The organism is Streptococcus sp. WB01_FAA12 (assembly GCF_012843315.1).
Taxonomy (GTDB): domain Bacteria; phylum Bacillota; class Bacilli; order Lactobacillales; family Streptococcaceae; genus Streptococcus.
This window is the reverse complement of sequence record NZ_JABAEX010000011.1, coordinates 24,876-46,923: the sequence shown is the minus strand read 5'-3', so window position 1 is coordinate 46,923 and position 22,048 is coordinate 24,876. Positions and strand designations below refer to the sequence as shown.

Annotated in this window: 32 protein-coding genes; 23 read left to right on the top strand and 9 right to left on the bottom strand. The window is 36.8% G+C overall.

Features of this window, described 5'->3' with window-relative positions; all coding sequences use genetic code 11:
- Positions 1 to 169 precede the first annotated feature (169 nt).
- From HF881_RS10025 to HF881_RS09995, 8 genes are all read left to right on the top strand, one after another.
- The gene (locus HF881_RS10025; protein ID WP_169447370.1) at positions 170 to 1,162 is read left to right on the top strand and encodes a recombinase XerS; all 993 of its coding nucleotides are present in this window, start codon (positions 170 to 172) and stop codon (positions 1,160 to 1,162) included.
- The gene (locus HF881_RS10020) at positions 1,159 to 2,046 is read left to right on the top strand and encodes a DNA/RNA non-specific endonuclease (protein WP_169447369.1); all 888 of its coding nucleotides are present in this window, start codon (positions 1,159 to 1,161) and stop codon (positions 2,044 to 2,046) included. Before HF881_RS10025 ends, HF881_RS10020 begins: the two co-directional genes overlap by 4 nt.
- Before the next feature lie 266 nt (positions 2,047 to 2,312).
- Positions 2,313 to 3,134: a ParA family protein gene (locus HF881_RS10015; protein ID WP_169447368.1), complete on the top strand. Its 822-nt coding sequence runs from the start codon at positions 2,313 to 2,315 to the stop codon at positions 3,132 to 3,134.
- A gap of 89 nt (positions 3,135 to 3,223) precedes the next feature.
- Positions 3,224 to 3,532, top strand: coding sequence for a hypothetical protein (locus HF881_RS10010; protein WP_169447367.1), 309 nt, complete (start codon positions 3,224 to 3,226; stop codon positions 3,530 to 3,532).
- A 96-nt stretch (positions 3,533 to 3,628) separates the two neighbouring features.
- The gene (locus HF881_RS10615) at positions 3,629 to 3,763 is read left to right on the top strand and encodes a hypothetical protein (RefSeq protein WP_277347582.1); all 135 of its coding nucleotides are present in this window, start codon (positions 3,629 to 3,631) and stop codon (positions 3,761 to 3,763) included.
- A gap of 124 nt (positions 3,764 to 3,887) precedes the next feature.
- Complete coding sequence (locus tag HF881_RS10005; RefSeq protein ID WP_169447366.1) at positions 3,888 to 5,156, top strand: hypothetical protein; 1,269 nt, start codon at positions 3,888 to 3,890, stop codon at positions 5,154 to 5,156.
- 244 nt (positions 5,157 to 5,400) lie between these two features.
- Positions 5,401 to 5,664, top strand: a complete 264-nt coding sequence (locus tag HF881_RS10000) for a hypothetical protein (RefSeq protein ID WP_169447365.1) — start codon at positions 5,401 to 5,403, stop codon at positions 5,662 to 5,664.
- A gap of 331 nt (positions 5,665 to 5,995) precedes the next feature.
- Complete coding sequence (locus HF881_RS09995; RefSeq protein ID WP_169447364.1) at positions 5,996 to 8,632, top strand: TraM recognition domain-containing protein; 2,637 nt, start codon at positions 5,996 to 5,998, stop codon at positions 8,630 to 8,632.
- Between the two features lie 37 nt (positions 8,633 to 8,669).
- On the opposite strand, the gene HF881_RS09990 is transcribed toward HF881_RS09995, so the two are convergent.
- Complete coding sequence (locus HF881_RS09990) at positions 8,670 to 8,933, bottom strand: hypothetical protein (RefSeq protein WP_169447363.1); 264 nt, start codon at positions 8,931 to 8,933, stop codon at positions 8,670 to 8,672.
- A gap of 382 nt (positions 8,934 to 9,315) precedes the next feature.
- Between HF881_RS09990 and HF881_RS09985 the strand changes: the two genes are divergently transcribed.
- From HF881_RS09985 to HF881_RS09975, 3 genes are all read left to right on the top strand, one after another.
- Positions 9,316 to 10,632 (top strand): hypothetical protein, encoded by a 1,317-nt coding sequence (locus HF881_RS09985; RefSeq protein WP_240956805.1) that lies wholly within the window; start codon positions 9,316 to 9,318, stop codon positions 10,630 to 10,632.
- Positions 10,633 to 10,713: 81 nt separating this feature from the next.
- On the top strand, positions 10,714 to 11,259 hold the full coding sequence (locus HF881_RS09980) for a hypothetical protein (RefSeq protein WP_206283217.1): 546 nt from the start codon (positions 10,714 to 10,716) through the stop codon (positions 11,257 to 11,259).
- Between the two features lie 21 nt (positions 11,260 to 11,280).
- The gene (locus tag HF881_RS09975) at positions 11,281 to 11,637 is read left to right on the top strand and encodes a hypothetical protein (protein WP_169447362.1); all 357 of its coding nucleotides are present in this window, start codon (positions 11,281 to 11,283) and stop codon (positions 11,635 to 11,637) included.
- 45 nt (positions 11,638 to 11,682) lie between these two features.
- Here the strand turns inward: HF881_RS09975 and HF881_RS09970 are convergent, their stop codons facing one another.
- Genes HF881_RS09970 through HF881_RS09940 form a run of 8 tightly spaced genes read right to left on the bottom strand, consistent with a single transcriptional unit; the run spans position 11,683 to position 15,025 of the window.
- Positions 11,683 to 12,264 carry a hypothetical protein gene (locus HF881_RS09970; protein WP_169447361.1) on the bottom strand — a complete coding sequence of 194 codons (582 nt, stop codon included), beginning with the start codon at positions 12,262 to 12,264 and terminating at the stop codon, positions 11,683 to 11,685.
- 10 nt (positions 12,265 to 12,274) lie between these two features.
- Positions 12,275 to 12,466 carry a helix-turn-helix domain-containing protein gene (locus tag HF881_RS09965; protein ID WP_169447360.1) on the bottom strand — a complete coding sequence of 64 codons (192 nt, stop codon included), beginning with the start codon at positions 12,464 to 12,466 and terminating at the stop codon, positions 12,275 to 12,277.
- Positions 12,463 to 12,867 (bottom strand): YopX family protein, encoded by a 405-nt coding sequence (locus HF881_RS09960; protein WP_169447359.1) that lies wholly within the window; start codon positions 12,865 to 12,867, stop codon positions 12,463 to 12,465. Before HF881_RS09960 ends, HF881_RS09965 begins: the two co-directional genes overlap by 4 nt.
- Positions 12,864 to 13,073 carry a hypothetical protein gene (locus HF881_RS09955; protein WP_169447358.1) on the bottom strand — a complete coding sequence of 70 codons (210 nt, stop codon included), beginning with the start codon at positions 13,071 to 13,073 and terminating at the stop codon, positions 12,864 to 12,866. Before HF881_RS09955 ends, HF881_RS09960 begins: the two co-directional genes overlap by 4 nt.
- Positions 13,074 to 13,085: 12 nt before the next feature.
- On the bottom strand, positions 13,086 to 13,211 hold the full coding sequence (locus HF881_RS10610) for a hypothetical protein (RefSeq protein WP_277347581.1): 126 nt from the start codon (positions 13,209 to 13,211) through the stop codon (positions 13,086 to 13,088).
- Between the two features lie 26 nt (positions 13,212 to 13,237).
- The gene (locus HF881_RS09950; RefSeq protein WP_169447357.1) at positions 13,238 to 13,912 is read right to left on the bottom strand and encodes a DNA methyltransferase; all 675 of its coding nucleotides are present in this window, start codon (positions 13,910 to 13,912) and stop codon (positions 13,238 to 13,240) included.
- An 11-nt stretch (positions 13,913 to 13,923) separates the two neighbouring features.
- Entirely contained in the window at positions 13,924 to 14,334 is a 411-nt protein-coding gene (locus HF881_RS09945) for a YopX family protein (protein WP_169447356.1), read from the bottom strand.
- Positions 14,335 to 14,347: 13 nt separating this feature from the next.
- A complete protein-coding gene (locus HF881_RS09940; protein WP_169447355.1) occupies positions 14,348 to 15,025 on the bottom strand; it encodes a GIY-YIG nuclease family protein in 678 nt (225 codons plus the stop codon).
- 672 nt (positions 15,026 to 15,697) lie between these two features.
- On the opposite strand from HF881_RS09940, the gene HF881_RS09935 reads away from it, so the two are divergent.
- From HF881_RS09935 to HF881_RS09880, 12 genes are all read left to right on the top strand, one after another.
- A complete protein-coding gene (locus tag HF881_RS09935; protein WP_169447354.1) occupies positions 15,698 to 16,060 on the top strand; it encodes a hypothetical protein in 363 nt (120 codons plus the stop codon).
- Between the two features lie 64 nt (positions 16,061 to 16,124).
- Positions 16,125 to 16,535 (top strand): single-stranded DNA-binding protein, encoded by a 411-nt coding sequence (gene ssb, locus HF881_RS09930; RefSeq protein ID WP_169447353.1) that lies wholly within the window; start codon positions 16,125 to 16,127, stop codon positions 16,533 to 16,535.
- A 123-nt stretch (positions 16,536 to 16,658) separates the two neighbouring features.
- Complete coding sequence (locus HF881_RS09925) at positions 16,659 to 16,829, top strand: hypothetical protein (RefSeq protein ID WP_169447352.1); 171 nt, start codon at positions 16,659 to 16,661, stop codon at positions 16,827 to 16,829.
- Positions 16,830 to 16,842: 13 nt separating this feature from the next.
- Positions 16,843 to 17,685, top strand: a complete 843-nt coding sequence (locus HF881_RS09920; RefSeq protein WP_169447351.1) for a PD-(D/E)XK nuclease-like domain-containing protein — start codon at positions 16,843 to 16,845, stop codon at positions 17,683 to 17,685.
- A gap of 34 nt (positions 17,686 to 17,719) precedes the next feature.
- Positions 17,720 to 18,733 (top strand): ERF family protein, encoded by a 1,014-nt coding sequence (locus tag HF881_RS09915; protein WP_169447350.1) that lies wholly within the window; start codon positions 17,720 to 17,722, stop codon positions 18,731 to 18,733.
- A 108-nt stretch (positions 18,734 to 18,841) separates the two neighbouring features.
- Positions 18,842 to 19,507, top strand: coding sequence for a DNA repair protein RadC (gene radC, locus HF881_RS09910; protein WP_169447349.1), 666 nt, complete (start codon positions 18,842 to 18,844; stop codon positions 19,505 to 19,507).
- A gap of 35 nt (positions 19,508 to 19,542) precedes the next feature.
- The gene (locus HF881_RS09905) at positions 19,543 to 19,749 is read left to right on the top strand and encodes a hypothetical protein (RefSeq protein ID WP_169447348.1); all 207 of its coding nucleotides are present in this window, start codon (positions 19,543 to 19,545) and stop codon (positions 19,747 to 19,749) included.
- Positions 19,750 to 19,763: 14 nt separating this feature from the next.
- A complete protein-coding gene (locus HF881_RS09900; RefSeq protein ID WP_169447347.1) occupies positions 19,764 to 20,075 on the top strand; it encodes a hypothetical protein in 312 nt (103 codons plus the stop codon).
- A 12-nt stretch (positions 20,076 to 20,087) separates the two neighbouring features.
- Positions 20,088 to 20,354: a hypothetical protein gene (locus HF881_RS09895; RefSeq protein ID WP_169447346.1), complete on the top strand. Its 267-nt coding sequence runs from the start codon at positions 20,088 to 20,090 to the stop codon at positions 20,352 to 20,354.
- Positions 20,355 to 20,398: 44 nt separating this feature from the next.
- The gene (locus HF881_RS09890) at positions 20,399 to 20,728 is read left to right on the top strand and encodes a hypothetical protein (RefSeq protein ID WP_169447345.1); all 330 of its coding nucleotides are present in this window, start codon (positions 20,399 to 20,401) and stop codon (positions 20,726 to 20,728) included.
- Between the two features lie 81 nt (positions 20,729 to 20,809).
- Positions 20,810 to 21,520 carry a hypothetical protein gene (locus tag HF881_RS09885; protein WP_169447344.1) on the top strand — a complete coding sequence of 237 codons (711 nt, stop codon included), beginning with the start codon at positions 20,810 to 20,812 and terminating at the stop codon, positions 21,518 to 21,520.
- A gap of 23 nt (positions 21,521 to 21,543) precedes the next feature.
- On the top strand, positions 21,544 to 22,029 hold the full coding sequence (locus HF881_RS09880; protein ID WP_169447343.1) for a hypothetical protein: 486 nt from the start codon (positions 21,544 to 21,546) through the stop codon (positions 22,027 to 22,029).
- Positions 22,030 to 22,048 lie beyond the last annotated feature (19 nt).

Below are 22,048 nucleotides of genomic sequence, written 5' to 3'. Positions count from 1 at the left end.
TTGTTTTTTTACCCCCCTCTAACTAAATAACTTAGCTAACTTAATTAACTAGAGTAATCAATAACTATTATTAACTGACAGATATCCAACTTATCCTATCATACTTTGATTTACTAATGATTTTTTGTTATCCTAGTATTATAGAAAAAAGAGAAAATGAAAAGAATTTATGAATAAATTAGAACAGAATTATCAAGAATTGGAGAGCATCCTTTCTCCAGATATTCATTTATACCTAGATTACTTTTTCACTACGAATAAAAGGAACACCTCTAGCTACTATAAGCTAGTTGAGTTGAGAAAGTTTCTGGACTTCTATGCAACTGAATATCTAAAGAAATCTATCAGCGAAATCACTATGGACGACCTAGAGCAGACGCCTCTTGATGCAGTCGTTGATTATGTAGGCTCACTAAGGGTCAAACCAAATGGAAAGAAACTAGTCATTAAGATTTTGAGTGCCTTCTGGAACTACTATACCGTGGCATCTTTCACAATCGAGAAACAAGCACCTCACTTCTATCGTAACGTGATGAACGAGTGGGAGGTTGTTTATGGTGCTACTACTCTTTCCTCACAAAGCAAACCAAAGGAAAACACAGGCTATATCGAGAGTTACAATCTTCAAGAAATCCTTGACTATCTGGATATGATTGATAATTCTCTTGTTACCTACCTTACCAAGACAAAAGCACGAAATTGGGAGCGAAACAAGGAACGTGATTTAGCTATTGTTGCCTTGCTTGCTGGAACTGGAGTTGATATTGAACAACTCGCACAAGCTACATATCGAGATATCGACCTTAAAAAGAGAACTTTGAGTGTTTCTACACATAGAGGGGAACTCATTCAAAAGTCTATCATTAAGGAATTTATCCCTTATATCGCGCCTTACGTCAAAGAACGTAAGAAATGGTACAATACTGTTGCTACTTTTGGCTCACTATTCTTGAACTACAAGAAGCAGCCACTATCCTCACAAGGTATTGCATCCGTGATCCATAGGATTTCCACGGTTGCTAAGAAACCTTTATCAGCTATCATTCTAAAACAGACACACTCAGTCATTCTCTTTGAGAAAAACAAAGACTTGTCTGACTTAACAACGGCAGAGTCACAACGATTGACTAAATCTATAAAAGAAAGAGGGGGAATACTATGAGAGATAAAGAAAGAGGTTGTGGGTTAGGTTGCCTAAAGAATTTCATTATAGGACTACTGCTTATCGCTTGTGGTTTTTGGTTAGGAGATAGAGTTGGAATAAGTCCTATTGATATCTTCAATCAAGTATCCTCTTTTGTCAAGAATTCTGGAGCTATCGAGGACTTTAATAGTCAAGCAGATAAAGTAAAGAATAAAGTAGAGGGCGCAGTATCAGAGAATAAATCAGATACCTCTAAGGACACCTCAACTACTTCTACTACTTATACCCCTCTAGCATTCAATGGTAAGAAGCAACTAGAGCTTGGAGAGTATGACAGTCTAGGACGAGCAACATACTCGCATATTCAATTAAACATCAAGGACGCACCAAAAGAGGAACGCGAAGGAAAAATCACCTACGATCCTGTCGGTTGGCACAACTACAAACTGCCAGCCACTATCAATGGTAAAAAGACTGAAAGTTGGCTTATGAACCGAGGGCATCTAGTAGGTTATCTGTTTTCTGGATTGAACTCAGAGGGGAAAAACCTTGTACCAATCACACGTTATCTAAACGCTGGTACAATGGACGATAAGAAGATTGACCGCAGCAACTACTACTCTATGATTTTCTATGAAATGAACCTCAAAGAGTGGCTACGTGATAACTCAGATAAATACCTGGACTATTATGTAGTCCCTATCTACCAAGGCAATGACCTACTACCTAACAAGATTGCTATGTACTGGACTTCCTTTGATAAGAATGGCAATCAACAAGCTATTGAGTTGAAAAGCAAAGGTCAAGCGACCACAGAGGGCAATATCTCGTATGTTATACTGGATAACACTTCCCCTAATGCAACAATCAACTACGCAGACGGAACTGCTGAAGCTAAATAGCAACTCTAAAAGATGAATGTTTTACGCATTCGTCTTTTTTATTTATCAATACAGTATAAAATAAATACTCTATATTTATTCTATAAATAATAATTATTTATTAGGATAAAATAAATCCATTTTATTTATTTATTATTTATAAAATAAACTCTTATTATTTCTTTTAAATTTATTTTTTAAATATTTTTTATTTATTTCTTTTGACAACCTCAACTACTTCTGCTATAATGTAGCTAAATAAAATAATACATAGGAGAATTACAAATATGAAGATTATCAGTTTTAATATTGAGGCTGGAGGAGTTGGAAAAACTGCAATATGCGTCAATGCTGCTTTCTTGCTTGCGAGCAAAGGGTATCGTGTCCTTGTTCTTGGGACAGATAGAAGCATGAACTTAACAAATCGTATGATTGGGTATTATGCGCGAAAGAATGATTTAGACACAGACGAGCTGCTTGCTAATATCAAACCAGAAAATACAGTTGAAATGCTTTTCCAACGTTTACCGTTTTCACCTATTAAGATCACTGACAACATTGACTTAATTGCTGAAACAAAAACACTCTATAACCTATCCGATGTAAAAAGTTTCTCTTTACTACATTGGTGGTGGGATGTAGAAAACTATCTTACAGAAGAGTATGACTATATCTTAATTGACACGCATAACGACCAGTCGGAGTTTACTAAAGCAGTCTTTGCAATTTCTGATATCGTCACTGCAATCATTAACAAGACTGAAAAAACTTACGATAAAAAAGTTGCCGAAGTTAGAGCATTACTCGAAGTTGTTAAAAACGAAAACAGAAGTCGGACAGAAACGTTTGTGAATGCTAGAGTAGTCGTACTTGCTAACATGATTGATAAAGGCACTTTAGGAAAGCAAATGCGTAACATGATGAATAAACTAGTCCGAGAATATCCAGAGGATTTTGTTGGTTGTATTGAGGCGCGAGAGAGTTTTCCTAAATCAGATGCCTTGTATATGCCGCTTTGGGAATATCGGAAATATGACAAAGGGGACTGGAGCTTAGATAAGTTCTATCGTGACACAGAACGCCTTTTGTTGAAATTGGCTGATATGTAATAGCATTAAATAAATAATAACTATTTAATTTTTAAATAACAATTATTTACTAATTAAATACATAATAAATCATAACTAAGGAGAAGATTATGCCAGCTAAACGTCCATCAGATTTTGAAACAAAACCAGTGAAACCCTCTTTTGAAAAACGGAATAAGGATATCAAGGATAATTTATTATCGGAAACACCTACCCAAATCGGAGTGGTAACATATCCAGAAAAACAAGAACCTAAAAAAGAAAAGAAACATATCCCTGCTTTTCAGTTGAAGCCAGATGAAACCATGCACGAAAACCTAGAAGCTATTAAAGAGCTTTTAGGAACAAATAACAAGACTCAAATTGTTAAACAAGCAGTTGCATGGTATAGAAAGAAATTAGAAAAAGAATTATTGTAATTGTAAATATTAGGTATTTATAAAGTAAATAAAAAGAATTTATTTTATAAATCACTTTCATTTATTTAATGTACAAACAAATATAGGAGAAGAAGCATGATGTATGTAGTTCCCAGTGTAGTGTTACTCTTTACACTCATTGGAATTTATCAAAAGAAAATCCGAACCAGCGCATTGGGAGTAGTAGTTCTACTCTATATGATCGCCCTAGTTTTTGAAGTTATTTTTTAATCAAACAAACGAAATCCCATAGGCTAAAATTGGCTTGTGGGATTTTGTCTATCATAGCTTGCAATTTATAGTGGGTAGAGGTTAAAATATAACATATAGAATAAAATAAAATTTAGGAGATATTATGCTACCCTTAAAAATCATACAGGAAAACCACCCAAGTGCGTCTTACTTAACTAAAGACAAAAAACGTATCCGTGATATTGTTGTCGCTGACAAGAAGAAAGGGGATGTATTTTGGTACGATTACAGTAAAAAAGATGAATACAAACTAGAATTTATACCAAAAAACTTGGTTGCTGAAATCAATGACCTATCCAGACCATTTATAACGGATACGCGACCACAGGCATATCGTGATAACATTGCCAGGACAAAAGTATTTCCAGCATTGGTTGAAAGCGTGATTGAATCCATGCCTACACCACACGAAACAGACGATAGCAAGATTGTCTTTAAAGACTACCTTGTTTTAGTTCCTCTTAACCCTATTTACGCTGAACTGAAAGTCTATGTCCCTTCTGATAAAGCAGGTATGCTTAGAATCCCTCGTACTAACATAAGAGATATGGTAGGACGATATGTAAGTTGTAAGATTATCAACTTACAACGTTGTGTATTGCCTAACTCATATGATACCAAAACGATCTGGAACAACTTCTATGCTGAAGGCAGCATTGAGAAAGCCGAACAACTAGCATGCGCTGATATTAAAGCGACAGTAGCAGAAGCACAAAAAGGCGAAGTGAAAAACAATGTTATTCTCAATCAGAGAGTTATCGAGCGTATGAAAGAAGAGAAAGCCGAGATACTTTCTCGTACCTATAATGGAGTTATCGCTCAAACAAGCAATCGTGGTATCTACGTTGTTTCTACTGAAAAGGAATATCATTACTTTACTGTATTTATTCCTAGAACAAAAATTAGTTACTTATACGAATCAGTAGTCCCTACTGCATCTTTAAAATTCAAAATTGGTGAGCAAATCCAGTTCAAAATTTTACCAGAACAGATTTACTTACAAGGTGGAGGACTGGAGAACCAAATCGTCGCTGACGCTAAGTGTTTAGAAGTTCCACCAAGAGAGCGTATTCTTAGATTGATTGACGAGAATAAGATAGTGGGAACAACTCACAAGGCTTATGTAGTCGCTTATGACGTTACACGTGGACACAGAATTGAGTTTGAAGATATAGCAGGCGCGATTGTCAAACTTAATGCTAACGCACCAATTACACCAGACTTTGTGATTAAACAAACGCCTATCTTTGTTAAAGTTGAAAGAGCAAGAAGAGTTCCTAGTCCAGAGAATGATCCGAGATATACAGTGTACTGTTCTTATATCTCGGATGCTGGAACAAAGGAAAAAGCAGTTAGTGCGTTCGAGTTCTAATTAAACCAGAAACGAAACAAAGACTTTGTTTCGTTTTTTTGAAAGGAGTATCATGGTACACAACATTTTTTCTTGGATAATATTATTTTTCCAGATTGTCCCTTGGATAGTAGTAGTGGTAGGATTGTTAGTTTGGTTTATCAACCGACAAACCACGAATATCAAGTGGAAATATCTATCGTCCCTTTGGGTGATTATCGCTTTAATTGTTATTTACTTGTTTAGGTTCATACCTTTACTAGCTATGTCCTATCTTGAAACTATGAAAGTCAGTTCTGGTGACGCATCGGAAATGTTTAAGGGGATGCTCACAGTTATCCAATTCTTGATAGTTGCAGTTATCTGGAAATTTGCTCAGATACAGTCAACTATATTCTACTATCAGCAAATCATAACAGAGAATGAAAAGCATAGCAGCGGACTTCAAAGACGGTTCTTTCTTTTCGGAGGGATTGCTTTAACCGTATTGACCGTAGGCATCATTGAAATGCTTAAATTTATTTTTTAGAAAAGAGGCAAGATTATTGAAATTCATTCTAAAAAGACTTCCATATTCAATAAATAGAAAGGCTAGTTTTGACTATGTACTTGTCGCTTTGAGAGGTACACTTGCATTCTTTTTTGTAGCAAGTAGTGGACTAGCATTATTCTCTTTAATCACCCTTATTTTTGGTTATACAATATCAGACACTTCTTATAAGGCTCTATTTTTCGCTCTACTGGCTTTTACAAGCGTTCAGCTATATCTGGGGATCTGGCACACTAGGATAACGAGCAGGCAAGTATATGAACCTTTTAAGCGTCCTAATAAGGTCAAGAGAGTTAAACGTGTTGAACTAATGACAAAGGGGTTGCTTGCTTCTTTTGGAGGGGCAATAATCGCACAATTAGGTTTGATCATTCTGACGATTAGCAACTACATTTTAAAGACATTATCAACTACTTATCATTCAGCATCACTCTTCAGCACACATAACGAAACATTCTTAGGTTACAACAACCAAGAAAGTTTACTTGCTTCACCAATACCATTTATATCACCAGAATTGTATAATGCAATCCTAGTGATTGCACCTATCTTTATCCTAGTTATCTTGTATGCAAACTCTTATATTTTTGATATTAGAAAGTATCACAAATTAGTCGAGCAATGGATAAACAGACGATTTTATAAAGACGAGTGTATCGAACACTTAATCTTTGATACAGAAGCTAAAGGAACTTTCTCTTTAACTATCGGTATCAACTCAGAAACACAGTCACCAGTCATCATGGAGCCTAACACTCTAGCTTTAAATACTGCATTCTTTGGATTGATTGGTACAGGTAAATCATCATCACTTGCCAAGCCTATTGTAATCTCAGTATCACAAAACTTTGCTATCTATTTACGTGAGTTTGGTAGTTACGTTAAGAGAGTACAAAAGAAAGTGAAACGACTTCCTCTTTCTGATAAAGCCAAGAAAATCAGAGAGAAAGAAATGATAGAGGAATGGTTTACGAAAGGACTAGGGAAAGACCTCGTAAGTGGTTTTTATCTGAATGAACCAACAGGGGACTTGGTAGGTGACAGTCGCTTTATTTTAGAAAAGGTAGGAATACCTAAAAAGGCTATCTGGGACATTGATCCGTTAAATCCTTACACGGATGCAATCAATATCTTTGACGCAGATATAGAAATGGCATCATCACTTGCTGCAGACCTCTTTAGAGATTTCTCGGAAGGGAATAATAGTAGTGGTAATAGCTTTTTCCTTAACTCAGAAGAGGCACACACAAAGAGCCTTGTAACGCTTCTGATAGCTTCGTCAAAAGTACCAGACATAGATATCAATAAGCACCTAAACGGAGGCGCACCGACCTTCTCAGAGTTCTATCAACTACTAACAGATAACAACTTCATATTCTCACGTGTCAACATTCTACGAGTACTCTATCAGAAAGAATTGAGAGATTACAATAACTGGAAAGCTGACTATGAAACAAGGTACGAAAAAGCCTTTGACGAGTGGGTAAATTCTGGTAGAGATAAAGAACTTTTCAGAGGAAATCAACCACTAGAATTATGGAATGAAGGGCGAGAGTTAGAAGATAAATTCTCAGAGATTAGCAACCTAAAAAGTGCTATTGATTATTTCACTAAATCATACTATATCGACCAGAGAACAAACAAACCAGCCTTTGCCTTTGATGCAAATATCCAAGGTCTTGTGGCAACTATCCGTAGGCTTGCAATGGATAAACGTGTCAGACGTGTATTCTTTTCTCAATCAACTAAAAACATTGACGTATTATTGAAATACGGAGGGGTGCTATTAGTCAATTCTGCATCTGCCGAATTGGGAGAAAATAATAGTAAAATGGTTGCCCAAGTCGCTGAAATCATCATGCAAAGTTCTGCCTTTAGACGACTGCCTAACAAGTATCCTTTATTCGCATTTATCGAGGACGAAAAGAACTCATTCTTAATGACAAGGGATAGTGGATTTATTGATAAAAACCGTAAAGTTAGAACACCAGTTATTCACTTTTATCAGAACTACGAGCAAGCAGTTGCAACGATAGGAGTAGAGAAAGCAAACGCACTTTTCCAATCTTACCGTAACGCATTTATGTTCCAACAACAAAGTCCAGAAACAGTAAACTACCTAAACAATCGTGCAGGGAAAAAGTGGGCACTATCTTCTAGTTTTCGTGGAGCAGAGGGAAGATTATTAGCTTCCAATGACGATAACAAAGAGCAGTTAAGTGAAACAATCGAAGAGGTTGACCAAATCACACAAGCTGACGTTAGCAAGCTAGAAGAAATGGAATTTTTAGGTATCATGGTAGTAGAAAATGAAGTAAGCGAACCTATGAAAGTTACCTCAGTACCAAGTTTCAAAATGCCTATTTTCACTGATAAAAATTATCAACCAGAGTTCGATATTTCCAAGAAGAAAGACAAAGAAGTTTTTGAAATCTGGCAGAATTGTGTTGATGAATTTTATATCGAAAACATCAAAAAAACATCTTACTATGAAGATGATTTTACACCAGAAGAGTGGCAAACTTTATTGGAAGTTATCAACCCTATCAATCTATCTTTAGCATCTTTTGACAACCAAGACGAAGAAGAAAATGCCTTTGCAGTTGGAGAAGAAAGAAACAACTATTCTAAACAAGATCTCGGAAAAAATAAAGACATAAAAGATGATAGAAAAGGAACTACTACGGATTTATACAAGGCTTCAAAATCTGAAACTTTAGACGGAGAAGAAGTACATATAGAAGTACAAACTGACGAACCGAAAGAAGTAAAAGAAGTTATTCCAGAGGTTACAAAAGAACAACCAAAAGAAGAAATCAATCCAGTTGATAGGATACAAGAAATTGATAAAACTATCCGGCCAGAGAAACAAGATACAGTCGCTCAAAACGTTCAATCTTATACCGACTTAACAGAAGTGGTAGAAGAAAAAGAAGATATGTTTTAAAAAACAAAAGCTAGTGAACCATCACTAGCTTTCTTTGTTATCCTTGTTGATTTTGCTCTTGCGATTTTTGGTTTTTAATCGCTTGTTTTTTATTCTGAACATCCTTAGAAATGTTCTTTAGAATATCTTCAACAGTTAAATCTTTATTATCTAAATTGACAAGTTGCGCATAGGCTCTACCAATTTTCAAAAGCACACTTTCCTCATGCTTTTTACGGTCTTGTTTAATCTTTTCAATCTGTTTTTGTAGCTTCTCGATATCACTATCAAAAGTATCTAAAGACTTAGTTTTTACTGCCATGATTTTTTTCTCCTTTCTTTATGACTATTTCATTTTATCATAGTTTTTCAAAAAAGAGAAGTTATGATATAATCTTAGAAAAAGAACCAAGAAAAAAAGAAACCTTTAGGGGTTATATGAGGGCATCTAAACCCTTGATACAACTAATTGTATCTAGTTTTTCAAGTTCCCCGACAAACGTGTTTCTCAAAAAAAGAAACCTTGACTGCCTATATAGAGTGGTCTAAACCCTTGATACGACTGCTTGTATCCAGTTTTTCAAGTTCCCCGACAAACGTGTTTCTCAAAAAAGAAACCTTTAGGGGTTATATGAGGGCATCTAAACCCTTGATATAACTGCTTGTATCCAGTTTTTCAAGTAAGGGGACTTATGTGGTAAATTTTGGTTGTTTTTAATAAAAGTATTGATGAAAGGATAAAATTAGTGGTTAAAAGTATGTATAGTGGAGGTAGCACGGAGAAGAAAATAGAGCATGTGCCTAAAGATGCGATTGCTTATTATCTACCACACCCAAACGGAAATAAGAAAGTGTTTTTTACCAAGGACACACTCTTACTTATGTATCATCTAGTCCGTCTAAAATTCTTTTCAAGAGAAATGATTTTAGATCAGTATTACATCTTAACAGGTAAGGAATTATATAATGACGCATTGTATAATCTGATAGGAAATAGCAGAATGCCTATCTGTTATTTTAAGCCTAGCTATAATATCGGTTGTACTAAATTCATGTACGTTCCTACGGTATTTGCGACATGGCTATTGGATATCATTCAAGAGATACCTGAACTTGCTGAACTGACAGAGGTAACAGAGTTTAAAGGTTCACATTATAGCCTCATGACAAATAAAATGCGAGGGGGGACTTACGGTATTAAGAGTATCAACATTCATGACTTGAATACTCGTAAGCTGACACTCAAAATTGGCAGAAAGATTGTAGATCAGTCCACGGACTTTTCACCCAGAGAAATGAATATCACTTGTTTCTTTCCTACCAATCCGAAGCTCATATCACTTGTACCAGATGCAGTAATTTTTGTAAACGGCCAGAGGTATTTCATCGAGTACGATAGGAACACAGAGCAGCACTATAAACTGCTCGGAAAGATAATCGGATATTTTGAAGAGAAGTATTATAAAGGCGATACAATCTTCTTTGTGTTTGCGAATATATCAGAGCCAAAAGATAACCGTCTGCATAAGCGCGTGGTGAATTTTATTGACAATTTATATACCGTACCTTTTAGAGATAGTGGTTTTTCTTATTATGAAAAAGCACAAGGGAATAACGTGACATTGTTTGCTCTTCCAGAGGTCAATGCACTATCCCAAATCACAGAGGTTATCATACACGATTTAACGATAGACGATAGTCCGGAAAATGAAAGATTGTTAGAGAAGTGTAAGAGTGATGATATCTTACCTTATGATGTAGTATCGGCTGAACTAGTAGAAGATAATGATAGTCCATTCTCTTTAATCTTGACTTACATAGATGATTATTTTGATGAGAAAAAAATGCCACTTATAAAATTAAATTATGGTGACGTTAGCAACCATGATTATTTTGAAAAACTCTATGAGAGATACAAAGACGAATATACTATGGTTGGTTTACTTTTTTCTTCTGAGATTACAAAACAATACTACCAGATGCCTCACAGTGATTTTTTCATGGAACTTTATATCCGATAATTTCTATCATAGTGTAGAACTCGTTGCAATTTTTAAAAATATCCGATACAATGTATCTATAATCAGAACAGAAAGTAGGTGATGATCGTGGTATATCTTCACAGATTTTTAGGACAATGGTTAGACAAAAACCACTCTTCAGATAAATCCTCGATTATCCGAAAAGCATTGTCTATCGGTAGTGGGATTGACGAATATCTAAAACAAATAGAAGTGCGCAGACGGTTCACGCTGGCAGTAAATCAAGACCGATATTTTTATACCGTACCTAAAGAAATTGAAATCGGAGATACCAGGGCAGATAGGTATTATCGTTTGGAAATGAGAGGGTACGAAAACATAGTATCTAACACCGTCTTTTACGGTAACGGAACATCTATTCTAGTCAAGGCCTTGTTTGAGGGCAAGGGAGAGATTGAGCGTATTTATGAATACGAAACACTCGACCTATTCATAGAGGATTTAAGAGAGGAAGTAGCTATCACAATTAGTTGCACCTACAAACCTTGTTATGTTATTGCTAGTGACTTTGAAGTGTTTCGACCAAAGCTAGAACTAGGTAACATTTATTGTCACAATCCTCACGCGCCAAGGTATCGTAAACCTATCACGGAAGTAGAGATTTAAGAAAAAGAAAGGGACTTAACCATGACTACAAACAAATCAGCAAACGCAGCAATCACAAACCATGAAGAGCAGGAAAAAGTAAACTACTTATCTATGCGCTTCCTAGATATTCTGGAACTACCTTACAAGGAGAACAAGCGAACAATCGACATCACGTGTCCTTTAGAAGATAAGAATGTTATCGTTACAATCTCAGTCAAGGAACTAGACGAGCAGGGAACAGTACATCCTAGTCATGAGAATAAAACACTTATGGATATGATTGAGTTATTGTCTGAGCATCGTGCGCGTGAAATCGACGTAACTGTTCCACGGTTGAATGGAGAGGTAGTAGTAGCAACTATTAAAGTCAGCATCAAGGAAAAGACAGTCGCTTAATGAAATAGAAAAAGCAGTGAATCAAGATCACTGCTCTTTTTTTATTTAAAAAATAGTATTCTGTTTTTCTAGCTTTTCTAACAACTCTTTTAAAGTCATTTTTTCTGTACGATATCCTTTTAGACTTTCAATACCCTCTTCGTATTCTTTCAGCATTGCTTGGTAGTCCTCTTCATCTTCCAGAGCGTCAAATTCGATAATCTTTTCTCTGGTAGGACGGTCAGCATCTACATAGTCCACGATAAACTCACAACTATCATTGTAGAATGATTGGTATTTAGCAAAGACCATGAAATCATCACCGAATAAGTCTATATCAGCAAGACATTCTTTGATTAGTTCATCGCTATCGTAGGAAACCTTAATATCATCAACAGACCATTTTTCTTTCTTTGCTAAAGTCTGGAAAGCATCCCAGATATCCTCTAGTGTTTTGTTTGTCGGTAGAATACCGTAGCAGATATAATCAGTCATGACCTCAAAAAGATTGTCGCTATTATCAAGTTCACAAGGCACTTGATATGCAGGGTAACATTCTTGCACCTCGTCCTTGTATCTTTGGGAAATTTCTTCCCTAACCGCGCGTGCTTTTTTGAGATTGTCAATAAACTGTTCTTTTGTCAGCATCTAGTCACCTTTACTTTCCATTCTTGTCAATCCAGGTTTGCACCTTGATAAGTGTTTCAACCGTGATATTCTTAAACAAGCGTTCCTTGTTTCTTAACCTGGTGATCGTTGATTGAGATACACCAGCTTCCTTTGCTAAACGATAAGTAGAAACAGTCTTATCCATTAAGACTGCCTCTACCTTAGTAGTATCTATTTTCAAATCATTCCCTCGTTTTCTAGCAATTCTTGATTTTCGTAGATGTTTCCTACAACAGAGTAGCATTGAATGAAATCAATTAAAGGCCCAGAGATACCATGTGGATTATTTTCTTGGCAGTAATACATACCATCTTTGCTAATGACAGATACATACACCCACCCATCTTCTAGCTCAGAACCTTCATCTGTTAAAATATCCCCCTCAAAGATTTCTTGACCTTCCTTGTCACAAAGACCAGTTGACTGCATGCGGTATTTATCATCAATCGTCCAGCCTTTTAAGTAATTGCATGAAAGTTTTTTGCTATCGTTAGCATAGACATTACCATTCCAGATAATCAATTCATCATTAGTAAACATCTTTTGTCCATGTATATCCCACGCGCGAAACTTCAGTATCATTTTTCTTCCCCCTTGTGAAATTCAATCTTTGCAAAGTGTTTAGGATTTATCGTGATGATAGTTTCAGTAGGTTCAATCTGTTGTAGTTGGAGGCAAGGTATATTACCTACTTCTAACCAACCCAACATATCAGTTATATGCTTGTAGCTTTCCTTTACCTTGATTTCTTCCTCAAAGTAAGGATTTTTCAATACTATCCTAGTCATGTACTATCCCCCTTAATCTTCTTCATTCATGATCTCATTGAACTGTTCTTCGTCAATAAGACCTCGTTCAATCATTGTCTGGACTGTCAGTTCAATCTTAATCAGTCTGTTTAGTTCGTTGTTTGGTAATGTTGCCATAACTACATCTTTCATGTTATATCCTCCTAAAATAATTTCAGTTGTTTTCCATAATCATTAAGTCTTTCTTGAGCAAGGTGAAAAATGCTCCCATCAAGTTCACATCCAACATACTCAAAGCCTAATTCTTGGCAAGCAATCAAACTGCTTGCTGAACCGACGTGAGTATCGAGTATTTTATCACCTTCTTTTGCGTAAGTTTGAAGTAACCAAAGATAAAGATTTATCGGTTTTTGTGTTGGATGGATTCTAATTTCATTCATGGACTTATTCCCTTGTTGTATATGGCCTTCAGAGATTGATTTACCTTGCATCATACCATTCCACATATAGCGAAATAGGCGCGTGCTATCATGTAAGCTGCAGTATGCTAGCTCACAATCTGAAAAACTTGACTGACCATTAACTTTATCCCAAACGATACGGCCAGAACCAAAAGAATAATTAAAGTAGTTCACGCCCCAAATGATTTGATTTTTTGAAACTCTAAATAATTCATCGAAATAATCTTTATTTGGGACTTGCCATTCTGAAGTTTCGCCATAAAGCCTATTGACACCAATCTGACTGACTTTTCGACCATAGTATTTTCTTTTTTCTGGGCCAGAAAAATACGGTGGATCTACAATAGCTAAATCAAAATAGTTATCAGGATATTTTTTCATGACATCCATACAATCTTCATTGAAAAATAGATTCAAGTTACCACCTTTTATCCTTTCACTAATTTTTTTAGTTCTGGGTTTGCATACACATTCCCAATCACTGTTACCTTGTAATCTTCCACCAGTTCCTTTACTGTCAAAATCACAAGGTAATTTTTATCGACTTGATTTTCTTTAACCTTTTCGATAAACGATACAAGGAAACAAGAACCGTCATAGTCAATTTCAGCATAGGTATCATTGATTTTTAGGATGTCTCCCTTGAACATCTCGACATCGTTCTGGTCTTTGTATCCAGTCGCGCGTGATAGGATAACCTTATCAGCAGCAACTTTCTTTTCTGGCAACCCTTTAGCATTGCTTAACCAGACCTCGCCATTATTGATCCACACTTCACGTGGTTGGTACATGACGTTTTCTGTACCAGTTACCCACGCTCTATACTTTTGAATTTTCATTGTGTCCCCCCTTTTAATTTTTAGTATTAAATCCGTACTCACGGTCTGTTGCATTGTACTCAGCTATGTACTTGCTTTCTAACTCCAGTAAATCTTTTTCTGAACCTTCTTTCAGTACGTCTATAACTTCATACGTCCAATCTGTTATGTCGCTATCTTTCATTACTTCATGGAAGTAGCTATCAGATTGCGCTTTGAAATGTTGAAACCAGCGAAAGATTGGATGATTGACGGTCTTGCCTATATATACTCGACCTGTTTCTTTTTGGGTTATCTTGTAGATAAAACCAATTAGCTCACCTTCACGATAAGTCCTTGTATCTTCAGCAAGTTTGTCAGCGTAATACTGATCGCTATGTTCTTGGCAACAGAAGTAGAGGTTGCTATGACCGTTGTTTTTTAAATCAATTCTAGTAACTGGATTTAAACCACAGTATTTGCATGGAACCGGTTCAGTCCAATAAGTTTCCCAATGTTCGACCAGTTCATAAATGTTGACATAAAACAACTCACCTTCAACAGAACGTTGAGGGACTTTCTCAGAAAAGTATTCTGGGTAGTCCTTTTTAATCTGAGCTAATACGTCTTTTTTCGTGTCTAAATCATAGTACAATTTACGCTCTGTTTGTTCTGAATAGAAAGCATCTTTATTGTACTTTCTATGATTTATCCTTACAAACCAATTTGTCACATTTAACTTCCTTTAAGGCTTTCGCCTTTCCTTTCTCTATATAAGTATTATATCATAATATATGACGTACGGCAACTATTTAAACGGTGTTATCTTAATTATTTTTATTTTTTTTATGCTTGCCATGAGGGGAGAGGTATGATATACTAAGAGAGTAAATATTTATTTTTTACTTTCAAGACTTGTCGCTATGATATGTCTGTCTGGACAGGTGTCTGGATAAAAACTTCTTGTAACTGCATAGCCTTTAGAACATTTTATTTTTCTAAAGCAGATTACTTGTTTTCAACTAAAACTTGTTTTGATACAAAACCAATCCGTGCTTGGTGTTTTAGTGTCGTGTATTGCATGAGTTGTTTTTAGATATTGAAAGAATTGTAAAGAGCAGAAGATTTAACCACTTATTTTCTCTATGTTCTCAGAACATAGAGAGTAACTCTAGGACTTACTGGATAGGGACTGAGGGAAATAGGTGTATTGAGTTGTAGGCTCTTTTTTTCGTGTTTAAAAGACAACAGTGTAGGGGTAGGTGAGGCTTTTGTCCGTGTGGATGATGGTCAAGCCTATGGTAGCTCTAGGTAATGTTGAATTGATAGGTGTCGAGAATACATTATCTCATGGAAAAAATAGAAATATATAAAGCCTATCAATAAGATAGGTAAGGAGGAAGTTATGTTTAATAATTTTAGAACAGCACGCGCTTATGTGAGCGCACGTAAACAACAGAGAACTGCTCGACGCAGAACTTTCTGGGACGCAATCTCATTGACCGAACTCACTCCTAGCGAGTGGGCTAGCGAAAAAATGCTAGGTCAAGATAGTCTCCTTGATTTACGAGTGTCTAATGACACGATCAAGGGTAGAGAAAATCTTCCTAGATTGGACTACAAGTTAGGTACGCTACTAAACGGACGTCGTTACCGTTTAGGTGATAAAAAGAAACCTGCATCTGAGATCGTGCCTTTTCAACCACGGAAAGACGATGACGACTTGCTGAGCTCAGAAGAGTTCGAGCAGTTGTTGAGTACACTTTAAAAAGTGTTCTGTTGTTAATTTATTTATTTATTTTAAAAGCCTAAAGATAGGCAAGGAGGAAAACATGTACAATAAGGTAATTTTGATTGGACGTACTACGTCAGAAGCAGAACTTCGTTACACGAAAGACAATAAAGCAGTGGCACAAGTAACACTCGCCGTTAATCGCCCGTACAAGAGCGCTAACGGCGAACGCGAAGCGGATTTCATCCGCCTTGTAATCTGGGGAGAGAACGCAGAGCGATTCTCGAACTGGATTAAGAAAGGTTATATCGTGTCCGTAGACGGAGTTCTACGTACTCGTAGTTACGATAATCCGCAAGGTCAACGTATCTATGTGACCGAGGTTATTGTTAATTCGTTTGTCAATTTGACAAAACGTGACGATAATCAAGGTCAAGGTATGGAACAGACACAAGGTTTTGGTGATGCGTTTGGAGGAGGTTTCCCAATAGACGACGATTTACCATTCTAATCTAAAAAATCAAAAATAACTTATAATGTAATGTAAAGGAAAAAAAGACTATGCAAGGTATCACGCGCATAGTCTTTTTGTATTAAAAAAGCTATCTAAAAGATAGTATGGAGGAAGTTAAAAATGGAAACTAGTCTAGTAAAAAAAATCGAATCAAAGATTTCTGCAATCAAAAGCGATAGCACAAGAAGTTTATCAAAAGGTCAACTTGACCTACTTGTTAATACTAATGCGTCAAAACGCGCATTGGAGGACTTCCTTGAGGATGTTACTTTCGTAGTCAAGTACCAATAATAGAGGTAGTTTTATGGAAATGGAACTACCAATATTAACGGAGAAAAACTACTATGATGATGTATTCTATATGTCTAATAGTAGATTCAAGGAGTACATAGCTTGTCCGTTAAGGCAACAAGCTATTGACCTTGGGTTCTGGAAAGGGAAAAAGTCTACGGACGCTCTTTTGTTAGGAAACTACGTTCACTCTTACTTTGAGAGTGAAGAAGCTCACGCTAAAATCTTAGACGAGAATGGAGCAGAGTTGGTTTCTAATAGGGGAGCTACCAAAGGTAAGCTAAAGACCGCCTTTAAGATAGCTGATACAATGATTAAGACCTTAGAGAAAGATGAATTGTTTAACGCATTTTATCATGGAACTGAGGACGATATCGTTATTAAAGAAGCTATCCTTACAGGTGAGTTGGAAGGAATACCTTTTAAAGCAAAGGTTGACAGTCTGAATATTTCCAAGGCTTACTTTGTCGATTTAAAGACAATGGAGTCTATTCGGAAAGAAGCGTATTCACCTACTCTTAAAACGTACACGAAGCAAGCTATCTACAACATTGTAGAATATAGCTATCATATGCAGATGTACGTTTATAGAGAGTTGCTAATGCAGCAATACGGATATGAATTTACTCCGTACATTGTCGCAGTCAGCAAAGAGGGAGTACCAGACAAGGAAATCCTTGCTATAACTGATGACATCTTGGAAGTAGGCAGAGAACAATTTGAAGCACACGCTGAACTTATCCGCGAAGTGTTTCTTGACGGTGCTACACCAGACGGTTGTGGGCATTGTGATTTTTGCTTAACTCACAAGAAATTGGAAAGAGCTATCACGCTCGATGAACTACTAGAAAAATAATAAAGTCTGTTTATACAGATATGGAGGAATAGAAATGACTAATACTAACGCAAATTTTGAACAAAACACTGATTTACTTCAACGTCTTATCGACGCTGAAGTTGCTTTAAAGGTTAAAGAAAACATTGAAGGCTTAGAACCTGTTGAAAATACAGATAGGTCTGAATTGTTTGAGGCTCTTGCTCGTGCGCAAGCCAACTTCGACCAGGTTAAGAAAAGTGGGAAAGCTAATATTCCTACTAAATCTGGTGGAAACTACACCTATAACTTCGCTAAATTGAGCGATGTTTTAGCTGCAACTGTCCCAGCGCTTAACGCTGAGGGGATCTACTTTAGTCAGCATCCAAACTATTCATTGAATGGTAATGGAGCGATGGTGACTATTGTTAGCACCTTGAGTCACAAGTCTGGCGCTGAGATCGCTCACGAGAGCATTCCATTGTTCTATAATATGAACGATGCGAAGCAAGCAGGTAGTGTGATGACGTATCTACGTCGTTATGGCGCGTGCCAACTACTTGGGATTGAGGGTGACGACGACGACGACGCTCAAGTAGCAACTATGAACAACTCTTATAACAACTATAAGAGTAAACAACCAGCTGCTAAACAAGTGCCACGTCAAGCGCAACAAGCACCTCGCCAACCACAACAAGCACAAGGGCAGGCTAAACCAGTTGAAACTACTCAACCAGTAGCAGAACAACCAAAGCCAGAAACAAAATCAGTTGTTGAACCAGTTGTAGAAAAAACACAAACTGTTGAAACAAACCCAGTAGAGCAAGTGGAAACACCACAAGCGACTACTGAACCAACAGAACAAGTGGGCCAAACACATACGACTGAAACAAAATCAAGCGTAGTGGAAACTATGGCTATCCCAAAAGCGCCTAAACGCGACATGAGTGTCGTTTTCCAGAGTGGTTTAGATAGTGCCAAACAATTTGGTGCTACTGATGAACAACTCGCAGAATGGACTGCAATGACTCATGAAGAGGCTATCCGCGAAATGAGTACATTCGTTCGCGATAAAGCTAGCGGGAAGTAAGTAGATTAGTAATTTTATAAAGGAAAGAAAGACTATGCAAGGTATCACGCGCATAGTCTTTTGGTTTTTAAAAAAGCAATAGCAGAGCTATTGTATGGAGGAAGTAACATGAAAGCAGTAACAGGTATTACAGAGAATATCCAAATAGCAGAAAGCATGGAAGATGAAGATTTATTCGCATCTATGCTAGAGAACTTAACACGTGGACGATTGAATAGGACTGAAGTCTATGAGGTAGCAAGAAAAATGCTCGACAAAAGAGGTTTTTTTGCTCGCATAGATACCGTTTCTGTTACAGAGCTTATGGACTTTGGTCTTGAAGAACAAGAAGCACAAGCACTTGTATCCATAGCTGAAATCCTAAAGCGCTCATTGGTTAAGAAGTCTGAAAGAAAAGCTGTCTTTAGTAGCAAGAGTTTTGGTGCTAAGTTGATTGCTCAAATTGGCTCAAAAGAGCAAGAGCATCTAATGGCGGTCTATCTTAATACTCAAAATGAGATTATCGACGAACGTACTATTTCTATCGGAAGCAATAAACGCTCAGTGGCATCACCGTCAGACATTCTACGGTATGCAGTGAGATGTAATGCGTCCTCTATCATTGTAGCGCATAATCATCCGTCTGGGCACGTTGTACCAAGTAACCAAGATAGAGATTTTACAAAAGTTCTCATGGAATGCTCAAAGCTATTTGAAATTGTCTTGCTCGACCATATTGTAGTAGGTAGAGATACGTACTACTCATTTAGAGAGCAAGATTATCTGTTTGATTAAAGGAAGTCCGTAAAAACGGATATGGAGGAAGTATAATGAATTACACTGAATTACAAACTTTGTACTATCATTCGATGGTACAAGTAATGACAAACGTATTCTTTGGGATAATCGTCTTTATGGTTATCCGTAGAATGCTCCAAAATAAAAAAGCATTTAGGATGCTATCTATCGCAGTTCTAATCGTTCCTTTCTCAATATTGGCGATTGCTATGTCTATTCTGGACTATGTACGTCATTAAGAAGGAGGGATGATATGACTGATTTAGAAAAAGCACGGTGGCTGAAGAAGAACTATCGAGAGTACGCTCTTGAATGGTATCTCTCAGACCACGCGCGTCTGAATGCTATCTTCCAGAAAGAGTACAAAAAATACCTTTCTAACCTCAACAACCAACTTGTAGAAGAGCAGCAATCTCAATTCAATGAAATTGAAGAGAGGATGTTTAAAGCCTACAAAGAGGTTTACGGTTCTGACTATCTCGTAGATACGTTAATTGACCGTAGAGGTACTTTTAAAAAAGTACAGGAAATCCGAGACCTTTGGGCACCTGTACTCGCTCATTAAAAGGAGGAAGCTATGGAGCGTAAAGAGCAGATCGAGCTTGTCTATCACTTGTGCCAGAGAAAGGGCTTTACTTACTACAAACTAGAGGACAACTATAATGGAACTGGTATGGTGCTATTTACTGCATTCAATGCAAAAGATACACCTATTATCCGTTATCAGTTCTACCCTTGTGAAGTAAATGCAGTCACAAGCCTACTAGATAGCACACTGATAAGACAAGCAGAAGAGAAACGAAAGTTTCTATCGTTGTCGTTATCCAAAAGGATAACACAGTAGTCATATAAAGAAAACTATCAGAAAGATAGTATGGAGGAAGTAAAATGTTAAATTGTATTTACAACAATTCAGGCAATGACTTGAAAAGTGCTAGATTGCGATACAATAGCTTGCTAAAAGCTGGCTACAGTGTCGCTCTTCATGGAATGACCGATGAGGATTTCAAGAACTTTGAAAAACTCAAAATCAACCCCTTTGCTCATGCGAAAGAGGGTTGGAGGTTCATCATCTATGACGACCAATCTGGAAAGTTCTTTGTGGACGGTATGGAAGAAATGTCGCCTAGAGATTTTCCAGACTACTTTCGACCTCGGTTAGAGCGTCGGTTAGCTTTGGAACTAGCACTTGAAAGAGCTTATGCTTGCGGAGTGTAATAACTGTTAATGGAAAGAAAGACTATGCGCGTGATGATACTTGCATAGTCTTTTGGTTTTAGTAAGTCTGCATCAGCAGATATGGAGGAAGAAAGAATGTTTGAAGAAAAATACTACAAAAATAACACTGGCCACATGATCCAAGTTTACGCAGAGTCTAATATAGACGAAACTTCCAACCCAATGAGTTTGGATACTGCGTTTAACTTTAATATTTTTCATAATGGGTACGAAAGCATGCAAGAACACTCTTACAAAGGAGTAGATGATTGGTTTGATGCTCAGACGAGCGAAGGCGCATACTACTTATTGAAAGAGCAAGCAAGTTCAGAAGGGAAACCTCTTAAAGAATTTGTCAATACGCTTTGTACCACTTTGGATAAAGTAGGGATTATCGCCTTTCCTATCCGAGTATATGAACAAACCGACAAAATCACTTATTATTTAGGTGAGTGGTTTGACAGCAAACATGGTAGCTTAGTTGGGTTTGCATGGCAAACTAAAGAGAATATTTACAAAGAATATGGTTGTGAACGGATTACAGATGAACTCCGTCAGAAACTTACTTCTAATGTGAAGCAGACTCTTAAAGACTATTCTAACTATTGCAACGGTTACGTTTACGGTTATAATCTTTTTGACCGTAACGGAGTGGAGATCGATGGAGGCAGTGGCTTTATCGCTGATACTGAAGAAGAATTACTGGAGTATATTATCCAGTACCTTCCGTCAGATATTACCGATAATAAGTTTGTAGAAATGTCAACTGAAGAAATAGAAGCAGTAGCATAAGCTATTGTACGGAGGAAAGAAAAATGGAATTTGAAAAACTAACAGAACTATTGGCAAAAAAAGGTGTAAGACTTGTTTGTCGTGACACTCGTACTAATGAGTGGATTGACTGGACACCAGATATTACAAATACAAACTTTATTTATCTTTATCTGGAGGAAAATGAGAGCTTTGCTTACTTATCCCGTGTTGAACGTTGTATCTCATGGAATAGTAAAGGGGTAACTCTTTCTGAACTGTTAAAAATCCGTCTAGCTTTAGAGAGTATTAAAGCAGACAAGGAAATAATTCCTTTTGTGGAGTTGGTTCGTCACCTCATTGATGAAACTGGTAGCTGGTCTGACTATATTAAGGCCGTGATCCAGATTGAAAATGAGCAAGCATCACCAGAAACTATTGAAAAAGCCTATGACTTTTTCGTAGAAAAAGATGATTGCACTCTTATTAGTCCTATGATTGACGAGTATATTGCTGAAGTTAGTTCAAATGAAGATGAAGCAGTAGCATAAGCTATTGCTTGGAGGAAGT

Bases quoted from the DNA above. Each gene is read 5' to 3' on its own strand.
- HF881_RS09900 (WP_169447347.1), top strand. From the start codon at position 19,764: ATGACTGATTTAGAAAAAGCACGGTGGCTGAAGAAGAACTATCGAGAG.
- radC (WP_169447349.1), top strand. From the start codon at position 18,842: ATGAAAGCAGTAACAGGTATTACAGAGAATATCCAAATAGCAGAAAGC.
- HF881_RS10010 (WP_169447367.1), top strand. From the start codon at position 3,224: ATGCCAGCTAAACGTCCATCAGATTTTGAAACAAAACCAGTGAAACCC.
- HF881_RS09960 (WP_169447359.1), bottom strand. From the start codon at position 12,867: ATGATACTGAAGTTTCGCGCGTGGGATATACATGGACAAAAGATGTTT.
- HF881_RS09920 (WP_169447351.1), top strand. From the start codon at position 16,843: ATGGAAATGGAACTACCAATATTAACGGAGAAAAACTACTATGATGAT.
- HF881_RS10000 (WP_169447365.1), top strand. From the start codon at position 5,401: ATGTCCTATCTTGAAACTATGAAAGTCAGTTCTGGTGACGCATCGGAA.
- HF881_RS09885 (WP_169447344.1), top strand. From the start codon at position 20,810: ATGGAGGAAGAAAGAATGTTTGAAGAAAAATACTACAAAAATAACACT.
- HF881_RS09935 (WP_169447354.1), top strand. From the start codon at position 15,698: ATGTTTAATAATTTTAGAACAGCACGCGCTTATGTGAGCGCACGTAAA.
- HF881_RS09955 (WP_169447358.1), bottom strand. From the start codon at position 13,073: ATGACTAGGATAGTATTGAAAAATCCTTACTTTGAGGAAGAAATCAAG.
- HF881_RS10610 (WP_277347581.1), bottom strand. From the start codon at position 13,211: ATGGCAACATTACCAAACAACGAACTAAACAGACTGATTAAGATTGAA.
- HF881_RS09905 (WP_169447348.1), top strand. From the start codon at position 19,543: ATGAATTACACTGAATTACAAACTTTGTACTATCATTCGATGGTACAA.
- HF881_RS09970 (WP_169447361.1), bottom strand. From the start codon at position 12,264: ATGCTGACAAAAGAACAGTTTATTGACAATCTCAAAAAAGCACGCGCG.
- HF881_RS09925 (WP_169447352.1), top strand. From the start codon at position 16,659: ATGGAAACTAGTCTAGTAAAAAAAATCGAATCAAAGATTTCTGCAATC.
- ssb (WP_169447353.1), top strand. From the start codon at position 16,125: ATGTACAATAAGGTAATTTTGATTGGACGTACTACGTCAGAAGCAGAA.
- HF881_RS10005 (WP_169447366.1), top strand. From the start codon at position 3,888: ATGCTACCCTTAAAAATCATACAGGAAAACCACCCAAGTGCGTCTTAC.
- HF881_RS09975 (WP_169447362.1), top strand. From the start codon at position 11,281: ATGACTACAAACAAATCAGCAAACGCAGCAATCACAAACCATGAAGAG.
- HF881_RS09945 (WP_169447356.1), bottom strand. From the start codon at position 14,334: ATGAAAATTCAAAAGTATAGAGCGTGGGTAACTGGTACAGAAAACGTC.
- HF881_RS09880 (WP_169447343.1), top strand. From the start codon at position 21,544: ATGGAATTTGAAAAACTAACAGAACTATTGGCAAAAAAAGGTGTAAGA.
- HF881_RS09915 (WP_169447350.1), top strand. From the start codon at position 17,720: ATGACTAATACTAACGCAAATTTTGAACAAAACACTGATTTACTTCAA.
- HF881_RS10015 (WP_169447368.1), top strand. From the start codon at position 2,313: ATGAAGATTATCAGTTTTAATATTGAGGCTGGAGGAGTTGGAAAAACT.
- HF881_RS09995 (WP_169447364.1), top strand. From the start codon at position 5,996: ATGACAAAGGGGTTGCTTGCTTCTTTTGGAGGGGCAATAATCGCACAA.
- HF881_RS10025 (WP_169447370.1), top strand. From the start codon at position 170: ATGAATAAATTAGAACAGAATTATCAAGAATTGGAGAGCATCCTTTCT.
- HF881_RS10020 (WP_169447369.1), top strand. From the start codon at position 1,159: ATGAGAGATAAAGAAAGAGGTTGTGGGTTAGGTTGCCTAAAGAATTTC.
- HF881_RS09895 (WP_169447346.1), top strand. From the start codon at position 20,088: ATGGAGCGTAAAGAGCAGATCGAGCTTGTCTATCACTTGTGCCAGAGA.
- HF881_RS09990 (WP_169447363.1), bottom strand. From the start codon at position 8,933: ATGGCAGTAAAAACTAAGTCTTTAGATACTTTTGATAGTGATATCGAG.
- HF881_RS09980 (WP_206283217.1), top strand. From the start codon at position 10,714: ATGATCGTGGTATATCTTCACAGATTTTTAGGACAATGGTTAGACAAA.
- HF881_RS10615 (WP_277347582.1), top strand. From the start codon at position 3,629: ATGATGTATGTAGTTCCCAGTGTAGTGTTACTCTTTACACTCATTGGA.
- HF881_RS09890 (WP_169447345.1), top strand. From the start codon at position 20,399: ATGTTAAATTGTATTTACAACAATTCAGGCAATGACTTGAAAAGTGCT.